We start from the raw sequence: 14,274 nt of genomic DNA, 5'->3' as shown, positions 1-14,274 counted from the left end.
GATCACTCCGCCGGCCAGCGCGCCGGGCAGTCCGCCGCCGTGCAGGCGCAGGCAGGCGGCGGCCTCGGCGCACCGCACGCAGGTGGCGAGGTGCCGGGAGAGGTCGCCGGGGGTCTCGGCGGTGGGCGAGCGGGTGACCGCGTCCAGCAGGCGGGCGTAGCTGCGGCACTGCGCGTCCATCGGGGTGTCGAGGTGGGCGCGGTGGCAGCGGTCCCGGAACAGGCCGCGGACCTGGTCGAGTTCGTCGGCGACGGTGGCCGGGTCGAGGCCGAGCCGGCGGGCCACGGTGGGCAGCGGGAGCGCCTCCACCTCGGCCAGCCAGAGCAGCGCGGCGTCCGCCTCCTGCATGTCCCGCAGCCCCCGCAGCGCCACCGGCCGCCCGAGCGGCGGCCCGGAGAACCGGGCGGCGCTCTCGGAGTTGAGCCACAGCCGCAGCTCGGGGTCGAGCTTGTGCCCCTGCCCGTCGGCCTCCCAGGCGGCGGCGGTGGTGCGTACGGCGGTGAGCAGCGCCGGGATCGTCGGCAGCCGTGCCGTACGGCTGCCGGCGCCGCGCACATGGGTGCCGGCGGCGGCGCGGACCTCGCGCATGCCGAGGGCGAAGGCCTCGGTGGCCAGCTGGTGGGCCGTCAGGGACCCGGCGGTGCACAGGTCCGCGTAGGAGAGCACCGCGTCCCAGCACTCCGAGAACAGCGCGGCCTCGGTGTCGTCCTGGGGGGTCGGCAGGTCGGGCATGGGACTCCTGCATCCACGAGCGAGGGCAACTCACCAAGGGGAAGGGGGAGTTGCGGGGAACCCCGCGGCAGGGCACAGAGCTTTTCACGCTCCCGCCACAACTGACAAGCGGCCTGTTCACATCCGGCTACCGACAGTGGCGACGGGCGCGCGTGCCGCGATCAGCCCGCAACTCCGGCCTCTGGTACGGACGCGGACGCGGTTCCGCTCAGCGGGTCGGGCGCGGACCCCACCGCTTCACGCCCGGACCGGCTCGTCCCCCGCCCGGGTTGCCTGCGCCGGCGTGTCGTCCGCGGGCAGGCTGTCCATGAAGGAGCTGACGGAGAAGACCGCGCGGCCGGGGCCGGGCGGGCCGTAGCCGGGCGGGGAGGACAGGCCGAAGTCGTCCATGGTCTGCCGGTAGGCCTGGAGCAGCCGGATGTGGTACTCCAGCGGCGCGCCCTGCGGGTTGGCCTTGCCGAGCGGGGTGGTGGGCTCCGGGCACCAGGTGGTGAAGCGCGGGGTGATGCCGTGCGACATGAAGAAGCGCAGGCCCTCGGTGGTGGAGGCGATGGCCTCGTCGACGGTGGTGAAGCCGAACGGCTCGGCCATCTCCACGCCCGCCACGAAGTTGGGGATCACGTTGCGCGCGCCGAACACCTCGGCGGAGTCCAGGATGCGGCGGTGCCACTCGTCCCGGCCGACGTAGCGCTCCTTGCCGGGGCAGTACAGCTCGAACAGCCGGCGGTCCCACACCTCGAAGTTGGGGTGGTAGATCTGCACGCCGTAGTCCTTGAAGCGCTGCACGTCGGCCTTGGGCAGCGCCTGTGCGACGACCTTGCCGATCCAGCGGCCCGGGAAGCGCTCCTCGATGGCCTTGGCGTAGTGGCCGTAGAAGTCGGCCTCGTCCCGGCCGGCCACCTTGGACGTGATCGCTCCGCCGGTGAGGGTGTAGGCCGTCGACGCCTTCTGGGTGTCGTACCGGTCGATGATCTCCAGCGCCTCCAGGACCTCCTCGACGTCCTTGACGCCGGTGTAGGGCCGGCCGGCGGCCTTGTGCTGGCGCCAGTTGTGATTGATGTCGCAGTACTGGCACTCCTCCTTGGCGCCGAAGTACTGGCAGACCCGGAAGACGGTCAGGTAGATCAGGTAGCCCCACTGGATGGTGGGCGCGACCTCCATCACGGACTTCCCGTTGGAGAGGGTGTGCCGGTAGTACTCGGGCATCGGCGGGGCCCCGACGTCGGCGATGCGCCTGCCGTCGAGATACAGCCCGAGCAGCCCGTCGTCGTCGGCGGCGACCCGGTACGGCGAGGCGGGGTTCACCCGTACGGAGACGACCGTGCGCCTGAGGTCGTACGGGCCGCCCGTGAGGATGATCTCCTCCGGGGGCCGGCGCAGCGCGGCCTCGCCCAGCTCGGGCAGGGTGCCGTGGTCGAAGGAGAAGATGAAGTACGACTTCGGTTTGACGTTGCCGGCCGCCTCGTTGGCGGTGTCGCTGAGTGCGGATTCGTCGAAGGCGACACCGCCCCGGAGCAGGTCCTCCTTGAAGACGGCCTCCCGCGGCACCTGCGGGAACCGCTCCATCAGATCCTCGACCAGCGCGGTACGACTGCCCATCCGTCTGTCTCCTCCCGGCTCAGGCGTACGCCTCTCACCGTATGCCCCCGTCACCGGTGCACCCGTGCCGGGGCCCCGGGCGATCCTACCGGTACACCCTTTGTGTTCACCTTTGCGGTGAATTCGGCAGAATGCTGCCCCACGGGCTCGCCGCGTCAGGCCGCCCGCTCCAGCTCCGCCGGGTCGACCGCGTGCCGCAGACCGGCGCCGGACGACAGCCGCTCGGCCTCCTCCACGACGACCCGCCCGAGCCTGGCCACCTCGTTGCCCTGCGAGCCGGCCAGGTGCGGGGTGACGAAGGCGTTCGGCAGGTCGTACAGCGGGGAGCCGGCGGGCAGCGGCTCGGGGTCGGTCACGTCCAGCACGGCGCTGAGGCGCCCGGCGCGCAGCTCCGCGATCAGCGCCTCGTGGTCGACCAGGGCACCGCGCGCGGTGTTGAGGAGCACGGACCCGGAGGGCATCAGGGCGAGTTCGCGGGCGCCGATCAGATGGCGGGTCTCGGCGGTCTGCGGGGCGTGCAGCGTCACGATGTCGGAGGTGCGCAGCAGCTCGTCCAGCGGCAGCAGCGGCACGCCGAGCCGGGCGGCCCGTGCCGCGTCCACGTACGGGTCGGCGAGCGTGACCGCGAGGTCGTGGGGGCGGAGCAGTTCGAGCAGGCGGCGGCCGATCCGGGAGGCGCCGACGACGCCGACGCGACGGCCGTGGTTGCCGATGCCGGGCAGGATGTCGCCGTAGGGAAAGGCACGCCGGTCGCGCAGCCGGTCGCGGAGGGCGAAGACGTCCTTCCCGGCGAGCAGGATCATGGCCAGGGTGTACTCGGCGACGGGCACGGCGTTGGCGGCGGCGGCCGAGGAGACGGCGATGCCCCGTCGCCACACCTCGGGCGTGGTGAACCCCTTGACCGAGCCGGCCGCGTGCAGCACGGCGCGCAGCTTCGGCGCGGCGTCCAGGACGGCCGCGTCCAGGCGGGGACAGCCCCAGCCGGTGATCAGGATCTCGGTGCGGGCGAGGGCCGCCCGCACCCTGGCCTCGGCGAAGTCCTCTACCACCAGCGCGGGATCGATGTCCACGCACGCCCGCAGCCGGGCCAGCAGACCGGGCGGGAAGACGAGCGGCATGTTCCGGGCCGTCATGGCGAACAGCGCCTGGGGACGCTCGGGCAAGGAGGTGACCTTCCGGCTCGGTGACGCTCGGACAGCGACCGGCCTCCACGGTAGGTGGCACGGAATGAGAGGGTCAACGCAGACGCAACGCTCCGGGAGGGAACGCAGGGATGGCCGAGACCGCAGGGACGAAGGGGATGAAGGAGACGAAGGGAACGGCGGGGCCCGGGGAAACCGGCACGGGACCGGTCACCAACTGGGCACGCACCGTCACGTACAGGGCGCGCGAGTTCCACCGTCCGCGCACGCCGCAGGAGCTGGCGGCGCTGGTGGCGGCGCACACCCGGGTGCGCGTCCTGGGCAGCGGTCACTCCTTCAACCGGATCGCCGACCCGGGCCCCGACGGTGTCCTGGTGTCCACCGCCGGGCTGCCGCAGACCATCGACGTCGACACGGCCGCGCGCACGGTACGGGTGGCGGGCGGGGTCCGCTACGCCGAACTGGCCCGCGCGGTCCACGCGCACGGTCTGGCCCTGCGGAACATGGCCTCCCTGCCGCACATCTCGGTGGCCGGTTCGGTGGCGACGGGCACGCACGGCTCGGGTGTGAGCAACGGACCGCTGGCGTCGGCGGTCCGGGAGGTGGAGATGGTCGTCGCGGACGGTACGACCCGGACGACGGGCCGGGACGACGCGCGGTTCGACGGTGTCGTCACCTCCCTCGGCGCGCTGGGCGTCGTCACCGCGCTCACCCTCGACCTGGAGCCGGCGTACGAGGTGGAGCAGCGGGTCTACACCGAACTGCCCTTGGACGGCCTGGACTTCGAGGCCGTGGCGGCCTCCGGGTACAGCGTGAGCCTCTTCACGGACTGGCGGCGGCCGGGCTTCCGGCAGGTGTGGGTCAAGCGGCGCACGGACCGGCCGGCGGTGGACTTCCCGTGGGCGGCGCCCGCGACTCAGCCGCTGCACCCGGTGCCGGGCATGCCCGCGGGGAACTGCACCGGGCAGCTGGGGGTGCCGGGGCCGTGGCACGAGCGGTTGCCGCACTTCCGGGCCGAGTTCACGCCGAGCAGCGGGGAGGAGATCCAGTCGGAGTACCTGCTGCCGCGGTCGGCGGCCCTCGACGCGCTGCACGCCGTCGACGGCATCCGGGAGACGGTCTCGGGGGTGCTGCAGACCTGCGAGGTGCGGACGATCGCCGCCGACACGCAGTGGCTGAGCCCGGCCCACGGACGGGACTCGGTGGCGCTGCACTTCACCTGGGTGCGCGACGAGGCGGCGGTGCTGCCGGTGGTGCGCCGGCTGGAGGAGGTGCTGGAGCCGTTCGCCCCCCGCCCGCACTGGGGGAAGGTCTTCCAGATCCCCCCGGCCGCGCTGCGCGGGCGGTACGCGCGGTTCGCCGACTTCCGGGACCTGGCCCGCGTCCTGGACCCTTCCGGCACGTTCGCCAACGCCTTCGTACGGGATCTCCTCGGCCACTGAAGGCCGTTCGCGGGGCCGCACACTTTCTCCACCCCCTTTCCGAACCCCTTGTCGAAAGTCCCTCCCAGCCCCTAGCCTGACGTCCGCGCCGGCGGCGAAGCCGCCCCGGCCCGCACGTCCGCTCGGGAGGGGAGGGGCAGCCGCGTGAAGCGCACCTCGCGTGACATCCGCACCGCCAACCGCTACGAGGTGCTGCGCCAGATCATCGCCGAGTCCCCCACCTCCCGTCAGGAGCTGGCCGCGGCCACCGGGCTGAGCCTCGCCACGGTGGCCACGCTCGTCGGCGAGCTGCTGGACCTGCGCATGATCACCGAGGTGGGGTTCGAGGACTCGGCCGGGGGCCGCCCCCGGGGGCTGGTCGCCGTCAACGCGTCGGGGGGCGCGCTCGTCGGCGTGGACATCGCCGAGACGTACGTCCACGTGGAGCTGTTCGACCTGGCGCTGAACGTGCTGGCCCGCGCCGAGGAGGACATGCGCCCCGGGGAGAGCCGGCCCGAGCAGGTGGTCGGGCACGTCGCCGCCGCCGTCGGCTCGGTGGTCGCCCAGGCCGGCGTCGAGGCGGCCCGGGTGCTGGGCGTCGGGGTGAGCGTGCCGGGCCAGGTCGACCGGGACACCGGGGTCGCCGAGTACGCGCCCAACTGGAACTGGCACGACGTACCGCTGCTCGGCCTGCTCGCCGACCACATCGCCTACCCGCTGCACCTGGACAACCCGCTGCGTGCCTGCACGGTGGCCGAGCTGTGGTTCGGCGCGGCGCGGGGACGCGGGGACGCCGTGGTGGTCAACCTCGGCACCGGGGTGGGCGCCGGTCTGGCCCTCGGCGGCGGTCTGCACCGCGGGGTCAGCAACAGCGCCGGCGAGTGGGGGCACACCACGCTCGTGCTGGACGGCCGGCTGTGCCACTGCGGCAACCACGGCTGCGTGGAGACGTACGTCGGCGCACCGGGCATCATGCAGAACCTGCGCGAACTCGACCCCCGCTCGCCCCTGTTGCACCCCGAGGACCAGACGGCCACCATCGACGCGCTGGCCCGCGCGGTCGCCCAGGACGACCCGGTCGCGCTCAAGGTCGTCCGGGACACGGCCCGTTACCTCGGCGCCGCGATCTCCGACCTGATCAACCTGCTCAACCCCGAAGTGGTCGTCCTCAGCAGCTGGGTGGCCTCCCGGCTGGGCGAGCCGCTGCTCGGGGAGGTCCGCCGGGCCGTCGCCCGGCACGCCCTGGGCCGGCCGCTGGCCGCCACCGAGATCGTCCTCTCCCCGATCCCCACCGACCCGGTGTCCCTCGGCGCGGCCACGTTCGCGCTGGAGGGCGCACTGCAGTCCGTCGGGCAGCGGACCAGCACCAAGCGCACCACCGCACCCGCAAGGAGCCGTACCGCACCGCCTTCGTGACGACGGAAGGGATGCACGTGTCTCACCCCCGCACCTCCCGGCCCCCCACTTCCCGGCCCCGCACCCGCAGACCGGTCCTGCTGACCGCGTCGGCCGCGCTGGCCGTCACCGGAGCCCTGCTCGGCTCCCCGTCCGCGAGCGCCGCCGGCACCGCCGGCCCCCCGGCCGCCGAGGTCTCCCCCCACGCCGCCCAGACCATCGACAACATCGGCGCGTCCGGCGCCTGGTGGGTCAACGACCTCAAGAACTTCGCCCCACAGGTCCGGGCCCGGGTCGCCCGGCTGCTGTTCTCCGAGGACGGCCTGGATCTCAGCGCGTACCGCTACAACATCGGCGGTGGCGGCACCGGCGTGACGTACGCGCCGCGCGCCCCCGAGGACTTCCTGGCCCCGGACGGCGGCTACGACTGGAGCAAGGACGAGGCCGGCCGGTACTTCCTCCGCGCCGCCGCCGAGTACGGCGTCGAGGACCTGATCGGGTTCGTCAACAGCGCGCCCGCCGCGTGGACGACGAACGGCAAGAGCTGCGGCGGCCATCTGAAGGCGGAGAGCGAGCAGGACTTCGCCACGTACATCGCCGACGTCACCGACCACTTCGCGAGACAGGGCGTACGGCTCGACTACATCAGCCCGTTCAACGAGCCGACGAACAGCTTCGACTCGTGCGGCCAGGAGGGCATGCTCGTCGACGTCCCCCAGCGCGACGACATCGTGCGCGCGCTCGGCGCCGAGCAGCGGGCCCGGCACCAGAGGGCGACGATCATCGCCGACGAGTCGACCAGCACGGTGAAGTTCAACGCCGAGGTCCCGCAGTGGATCGCGCAGCCGGGCACGGCCCGGTACGTCGCCAAGCTGGCCCACCACACCTACGACAACCCCGGTGACGCCGACCGCGCGCAGGTGTACGAGACGTCCAGGGCGGCCGGCAAGGAGTCCTGGTCGACGGAGATCTGCTGCTTCGGCAAGGGCGGCACGGGCTGGGCCCAGGAGTACGACCCGACGATCGACGGCGGGTTGAACCTCTCCCGGATCATCTACAAGGACTTCGCGACCGCCCATGACTCGGCGTTCCAGTGGTGGGTGGCGCTGTCGGAGATGACCGGCAGCGATCCGACGGCCCGCAACGACGAGGGCTGGAACGACGGCCTGATCTACTACGACCCCGACTACGCGAAGAACGGCAACCAGACCCTGTACTTCACCAAGCGCTACTACGCGCTCGGCCAGTACAGCAAGTTCGTCCGGCCGGGCGCGGCCCTGCACGAGGTGACCGGCGCGCCGGACGGCGTGGAGGTGTCCGCGTACGACCGCGACGGCAGCTGGGTGGTCGTGGCCAACAACCACAACGCGACCGACACCGCGCTGAACCTGCACTTCAACAGCGGGACGCCGGTGCGGGCCGCACAGGCCGTGCGGACCTCCGCCGACGAGAACTGGGCGAAGGTCGCGCGCCCTTCGGTCGCGCGCGGCACGATGTCCGCCACGCTCGCGCCGCGTTCGATCACGACGTACGTCCTCGACCGCGAGGGCCACGGGAGTTCGGCGCTGACCGGGGCCCTGGTGGGCAGGCAGTCCGGCAAGTGCCTGACGGCCGGTGCCTCGGGTGCCGTGATCACCGGCTGCACCGGATCCGCCGGGCAGTCCTGGTCGTACGACGCGAAGGGCACCCTGAAGGGCGCCGGCGGTTATCTGACCGCCGGGAGTTCGGGACTCACGGCCACGGCCGCGTACCGCGGTGACGGCACGCAGCGCTGGCTGCTGAACGCCAACGGGCAGATCGTGAACGAGGCGTCGGGCCGGTGCCTGGACGTCAGCGGACAGGCGACGGCCGACGGCTCCGAGGTGATCCTCTACCGCTGCACCGGTGGCGCCAACGAGGCCTGGACCCGGCAGTAGCGCGACCGTCTCCCCCGACCGAGGGCCGCCGGTCACTCCCCTGACCCGGCGGCCCTCACCCCCTGCCCCGCCCGACCCTCACGGCGACCGCCGTCCCGATCCCGCCCCTGCTGTCCGTGGTCAGGGGCCGAGCTAGGAGACCGATGTCTTTGCACACCCGCACCGACTACGTCGAGGACGTCTCCCCGGGGTCCGGGGCACTGCCGCCGCGCGCCTGGTACGCGTCCTCCGACGCCGCGTCCCTCTCACTCAACGGCAGCTGGCGGTTCCGGCTGTCGGACACGGCCGACGCCCACGACGACTCCTTCGCGGCGCAGGGGTACGACGCCGGTGACTGGGCGCGGATCCAGGTCCCCGGCCACTGGGTGCTCCAGGGCCACGGCTCCCCCGTCTACACCAACCACCTCTACCCGTTCCCGGTCGACCCGCCCCGGGTGCCGACCGAGAACCCGACCGGCGACCATCTGCGCGTCTTCGACCTGCCCGCACACTGGCCGGACGGCGGCGAGACCGTGCTGCGCTTCGACGGCGTGGAGTCCTGCGCCCGGATCTGGCTGAACGGCACCGAGCTGGGCGAGTTCAAGGGCTCCCGGCTGCCGCACGAGTTCGCGGTCGGCCCGCACCTGAGGCCCGCGGGCAATGTACTGGCGGTGCGCGTCCACCAGTGGTCGGCGGGCTCGTACCTGGAGGACCAGGACCAGTGGTGGCTGCCGGGCATCTTCCGGGACGTCACCCTGCTGCACCGGCCGGCGGGCGGCGTCCGGGACTTCTTCGTGCACGCCTCCTACGACCACGTGTCCGGCACGGGCACCCTGCGCGTCGACTCCGACGTGCCGGGCCGGGTGACCGTCCCGGACCTCGGTGTCGACATCCCGGCCGGTGAGCCGGTGACCGTCCCGGTCGAGCCGTGGACGGCGGAGACGCCGAGGCTGTACGACGGCGTACTGGCCACCGAGGGCGAGCGGGTGCCCCTGCGCATCGGTTTCCGCACGGTGGAGCTGTCGGACGGCCTGATCAGGGTCAACGGCCGCCCGGTGCTCTTCAAGGGCGTCAACCGGCACGAGTGGCACCCGGAGAAGGGCCGGGCCCTCGACCTCGCGACCATGCGCGAGGACGTGCTGCTGATGAAGCGGCACAACATCAACGCCGTCCGCACCTCCCACTACCCGCCGCACCCGGCCTTCCTCGACCTGTGCGACGAGTACGGCCTGTGGGTGATCGACGAGTGCGACCTGGAGACGCACGGCTTCACCGAGCAGGGCTGGCGGGACAACCCCGTCGACGACGACCGCTGGACCCCGGCCCTGCTCGACCGGGCGGCCCGCATGGTCGAGCGGGACAAGAACCACCCGTCGGTCGTCATCTGGTCGCTCGGCAACGAGGCCGGCACCGGCCGGGGCCTGACCGCGACGGCCGAGTGGATCCACGCCCGCGACACCTCCCGGCTCGTGCACTACGAGGGCGACCACACCTGCCGGGACACGGACGTCTATTCACGGATGTACGCGAGTCACGCCGAGGTCGAGCGGATCGGGCGGGGCCTGGACGGCGGACCGCTCAAACGCCGCGAACTGCCGTTCATCCTCTGCGAGTACGCGCACGCCATGGGCAACGGCCCCGGCGGGCTCGCCGACTACCAGCGGCTGTTCGAGGCCCACGACCGGCTCCAGGGCGGTTTCGTCTGGGAGTGGATCGACCACGGCATCGCCCACCCGGAACTGGGCTACGCCTACGGCGGCGACTTCGGCGAGGAGCTGCACGACGGCAACTTCGTCTGCGACGGCCTGCTGTTCCCGGACCGGCGGCCCTCCCCCGGCCTGGTCGAGTTCAAGAAGGTCGTCGAACCGGTCGCCGTCACGGGCGACGGCACGGCCGGCACGGTCCGTGTCACCAACAAGTACGACTTCGCGGACCTGTCGGCGCTGGCGTTCTCGTGGTCGTACGAGGTCGAGGGCGAGACCGTGGACTCGGGCAGCCTGCCGGTGCCCGCGCTGGCGCCCGGCGAGTCCGCCGAGGTCAAGCTGCCCGCCGTACCGGCCGGTGCTCCGGCGGGCGAGGCGTACTGGACCGTCCGGGCGGTGCTCGCCTCCGGCACCTCCTGGGCGGCGCGGGACCATGTCGTCGCCTGGGGCCAGCTGCCGGTGTCGGCGCGCCGGACACCGTACGTCGCCGCGACCGCCCGCCCGGTACCCGGTGACGGGGTGATCGCTCTCGGCCCGGCCGTCTTCGACGCCCGCACCGGGGCGCTGCGGACGATCGGCGCGGTGCCGGTCACCGGTCTGCGCCTGGACGTGTGGCGGGCCACCACCGACAACGACGACGGTGCCGCCTGGCAGGGTGACCTGCGCTACGGACCGCTGTGGCGCAAGCTGGGCCTGCACCGGATGCGGCACCGCCTGGACGCGGTGGAGGCCGGCGAGGACGCGCTGACGGTCCGCACCCGGGTGGCACCGGCCGGCCGGGAGCTGGGACTGTCGACGGTGTACCGCTGGACGTCGGACGGGGACCGGCTCCGGCTGACCGTGTCCACCGTGCCGGACGGCGACTGGAAAGTCCCGCTGCCCCGCCTCGGCATCCGCTTCGGGCTGGCCGCGGCCGACCGTGTGCGGTGGTACGGCGGCGGGCCCGGCGAGGCGTACCCGGACACGCGGACGGCGTCCCGGACCGGCCGCTGGCAGGCGACCGTGGACGAGCTGCAGACGCCGTACGTCCGGCCCCAGGAGAACGGCGCCCGGATCGACGTCCGCTGGGCGGAGCTGGGCGGCCTGCGCGTCGAGGGCGACCCGGCCTTCTGGTTCACTGCCCGCCGCTGGACGACCGAGCGGCTGGACGCCGCGGCCCACCGCACCGACCTGGTGCCCGGGGACACGGTCTGGGTCAACCTGGACCACGCCCAGCACGGCATCGGCTCCCAGTCCTGCGGCCCGGGCCCGCTGCCCCGGTACCACCTGCGGGCGGAGCCGGCGGAGTTCTCGTTCGTCTTCTCCCCGGCCGTCGCCCCGGAGACCGGGTGACCGACACGGTCCTGACGCGACCGCGGCCGGCCGGCTCTTCCTCCGGCCGGCCGCGGTCGCGTCCTGCGCGGGTCTCGCCCGCCCCGTGAGACGTCTGTTCATCCGACGGTTTTCCCAACTCCCTTCAAAACTACGCCTGTTGCCGTGAACATGACCGCATGCGACCGAACAGAAGAGTTCTCGGCATCCTCGCGGCGGGCGCGCTCACCCTCGCCGGACTCACCGCCTCCACCGGCACCGCCCAGGCCGCCGGTCCAGGGAGCTTCAGTGTCCTGACGTACAACGTGGCCGGACTGCCGGAAGGCCTCAGTTCCAGCCATCCGGCCACCAACACCCCGCTGATCTCCCCGAGGCTGGCGGGCTACGACATCGTCAACGTCCAGGAGGACTTCAACTACCACGCGGCGCTGTACGCCGGCGACGACCACCCGTACCGCACCGCGACCAGCGGTGGCGCGGGCATCGGGGACGGCCTCAACACCCTGTCCCGCTACCCGTTCGAGGACTTCGAGCGGGTGAGGTGGAAGGACTGCACCGGCACCAACTGCCTCACCCCGAAGGGCTTCACCCTGGCCCGGGTGCGGCTCGCCGAGGGCGTCTACGTCGACCTGTACAACGCGCATCCGAACGCCGACGACACCGACGACGCCCTGGCCGCCCGGCGCGCCAACATCGCCCAGCTGTCGGCCTTCATCCAGGCCAACTCGGCGGGCAACGCGGTGATCGTGATGGGCGACACCAACGCCCGCTACACCCGCTCGGGCGACAACATCCGGACCCTGGTCACCGACAACGGCCTGACCGACGCCTGGGTGCGCCTCGTCAAGGGCGGTTCGGCCCCGGCGCAGGGCGCCGATCCGCTGCTGTGCCCGGCGTCCGCGCCGCCCGACGACTGCGAGGTGGTCGACAAGGTCCTCTACCGGGGCAGCGACCTGGTCTCCCTGACCGCGACCCGCTACCACGACGAGTGGGCGACGTTCCTGGACGCGGCCGGCGGCAACCTCTCCGACCACTTCCCGCACACCGTCGACTTCTCCTACGCTCTCGACCCGAAGCTCCGGGCGAGCGACTTCTTCGGCGGCCCGCACGGCACGGCGTTCAACGACGCCGACGACCTGCCGGCCGCGCCCGCCCCGCGCACCCTCACCCTGCGCGGCGGCGCCCGCCTCGACGCCGTCTCCCTCACCCTCGACGGCGGTACGGTCCTCGGCCACGGCGGCACGGGTGGTACGGCCGCCTCCCTCACCCTCGCCTCCGGGGAGCACCTCACCTCCGTGAGCCTCACCGAGGGCCGGAAGGACGGCCTCACCCGGATCTTCTCCGCCGCCTTCACCACCGACCGGGGCCGGACCCTGTCGGCGGGCACGGCGACGGCCGACTCCACCGTCTTCACGGCCCCCACCGGTTGGCAGATCGTCGGCTTCACCGGCCGCGCGGGCGACGAGATCGACAAACTGGGGGTGCTGTACGCGCCGATCGGCTGAGTACAGTACGCGGGTGGCAGCCGAGCCCTACAACCGCCGGGTCCGCCTGGTGGTGGAGGTACGCGACGAGCCGGACGAACGCGAGCTGGCGACCGAGGTGTTCGCCGCCCAGGAGGGCTGGCGGGTGCGCCCGGCCCGGGACACGGACGCGATCAGCGCGGAGGCCGGTTACACCGCCCTGGTCGTCGACGTCCCGCTCCGGGGCTCCCGCCTGAGCGCCAGGTCCACGGCGGTCGAACAGCTGACCTCGCTCGCGTCCCGGCGCCGGCTCGACGTGTGGGTGCGCGAGGCCGCGCTGGTCCGCCCCGGTGCCGCCGAGCCGGTGACGACGTACCACGTCCACCACAAGGTTCCGGACGGGGCCGGGCCGGTCCTGCGGTGGCTCGCCGAGCACTGGGTCGCCGTCGGCGGGTGGGACGTCGGGCGCACCCTGCACCTGCGCGGCGAGCACACGGAGGAGCAACGCGAACGGGCGCAGGCCGAGCTGGCCGGCCGCACCCTCGGAGGCACGCCGTTCGATCCGGAGGCGCACGACCTCCGCAGGTCCCTCGGGCCGGCCCCGCACGACGGCTGGGCCGGTCCACGGCGCAGGTCGCTCACGGTCGCACTGGGCTGCCTGGTCGCGTTCGCGGGCGTCGCCGCCGGAATCGTCCTCGGCGCCTACGCGACGCCATGGCGGTTCCCGGCCCTGCTGATACCGGCGGGCCTGTGCTGGCCGGTGGGCCGGTGGGTGACCTCCAACGAACCCCGGCCGTGGCTCGTGGCGCTGGGCTGCGGGGTCGTCCTCACCGGCGGCCCCGCCTTCCTCGGCTTCATGTGGGCCCGGTCCGGTGACATCGGCACCCGCCGCCAGCTCGCCGCGTTCGCCGTGATCGCGGTCGTCGCCTTCACGGTGTTCGGACTGTGGTACGCGCTCAGCGCGTCCTGGTTCAGCCGCAACATGCAGTGGTTCCTGCCGGTGCTGGCCGCACCCGTGCCGTTCGTGATGCCGTGGGCCGGCTCGTTCCTGCACGCGATGTACCTGGAGGACTTCTTCGGCATCCCCGTGGACTCGGTGCACGTGGCCTTCTACTGGCAGTACGCGGTGGCGTTCCGGCCGCTGGCGACGGCGGTGGCCTGCGGCCTGGTGCTGCTGGCGCTGGGCGGCTGGGCCCGGCACTTCCACGTCCAGACCGGCGCCACCGGACTGGTGCCGTGGGTGCTGCCGCTGATGCTGGTGGTCGCGGTGCTCACGGTGGCGGTCGGCGCGCTCAACGGCGTGGAGAAGGCCGCCGACCGGACGATGGACGCGGTGCGGGCCGGCCGGCGTCCGCCCGCGTACTTCGGGCTGCGCGGTGAACTGGTCTGCGTCAAGCCGCTCGGCACCGACGTGCCCGTCATCAACGGCCCGGTGCCCGTGCGGCACCCGGTGCTGTCCTTCCAGGCGAGCGGGGACACCGTCTGGCTGTGGGACCCCGACCCGGCGCGCGGCGAGGACACCGCCCGGCACTCCCTGCGGCTGCGCGCGGAGGACGTGGCACTGGTCAGGGCCCGGGGCACCCGCTGCTGACACCGCTTCCTAGAGGGTCTAG

Annotated in this window: 8 protein-coding genes and 1 pseudogene; 6 read left to right on the top strand and 3 right to left on the bottom strand. The window is 73.0% G+C overall.

Annotated elements, in window-relative coordinates; genetic code table 11:
- The 3 genes and pseudogenes from ABZV94_RS28445 to ABZV94_RS28435 form a co-directional block, all read right to left on the bottom strand.
- Positions 1-732, bottom strand: a pseudogene (locus tag ABZV94_RS28445) (cellulose-binding protein); the annotation flags it as partial.
- A gap of 237 nt (positions 733-969) precedes the next feature.
- Entirely contained in the window at positions 970-2,331 is a 1,362-nt protein-coding gene (locus tag ABZV94_RS28440) for a radical SAM protein (protein ID WP_356345221.1), read from the bottom strand.
- A 155-nt stretch (positions 2,332-2,486) separates the two neighbouring features.
- On the bottom strand, positions 2,487-3,494 hold the full coding sequence (locus tag ABZV94_RS28435; protein ID WP_356345219.1) for a hydroxyacid dehydrogenase: 1,008 nt from the start codon (positions 3,492-3,494) through the stop codon (positions 2,487-2,489).
- A gap of 137 nt (positions 3,495-3,631) precedes the next feature.
- Between ABZV94_RS28435 and ABZV94_RS28430 the strand changes: the two genes are divergently transcribed.
- From ABZV94_RS28430 to ABZV94_RS28405, 6 genes are all read left to right on the top strand, one after another.
- On the top strand, positions 3,632-4,915 hold the full coding sequence (locus ABZV94_RS28430) for an FAD-binding protein (RefSeq protein ID WP_356345224.1): 1,284 nt from the start codon (positions 3,632-3,634) through the stop codon (positions 4,913-4,915).
- Between the two features lie 144 nt (positions 4,916-5,059).
- Positions 5,060-6,310, top strand: a complete 1,251-nt coding sequence (locus ABZV94_RS28425) for an ROK family transcriptional regulator (protein WP_356345217.1) — start codon at positions 5,060-5,062, stop codon at positions 6,308-6,310.
- Between the two features lie 11 nt (positions 6,311-6,321).
- On the top strand, positions 6,322-8,205 hold the full coding sequence (locus ABZV94_RS28420; RefSeq protein WP_356345215.1) for a glycoside hydrolase: 1,884 nt from the start codon (positions 6,322-6,324) through the stop codon (positions 8,203-8,205).
- Between the two features lie 143 nt (positions 8,206-8,348).
- Complete coding sequence (locus ABZV94_RS28415) at positions 8,349-11,219, top strand: glycoside hydrolase family 2 TIM barrel-domain containing protein (protein WP_356345212.1); 2,871 nt, start codon at positions 8,349-8,351, stop codon at positions 11,217-11,219.
- Positions 11,220-11,377: 158 nt separating this feature from the next.
- Positions 11,378-12,703 (top strand): jacalin-like lectin, encoded by a 1,326-nt coding sequence (locus ABZV94_RS28410; RefSeq protein ID WP_356345210.1) that lies wholly within the window; start codon positions 11,378-11,380, stop codon positions 12,701-12,703.
- 13 nt (positions 12,704-12,716) lie between these two features.
- Entirely contained in the window at positions 12,717-14,252 is a 1,536-nt protein-coding gene (locus ABZV94_RS28405) for a hypothetical protein (protein WP_356345207.1), read from the top strand.
- Positions 14,253-14,274: the final 22 nt, after the last annotated feature.

Source organism: Streptomyces sp. NPDC004658, assembly GCF_040609555.1.
Lineage (GTDB): Bacteria > Actinomycetota > Actinomycetes > Streptomycetales > Streptomycetaceae > Streptomyces.
Note: the sequence above shows the minus strand (reverse complement) of the source record. Positions and strands in the feature narration are given on the sequence as shown.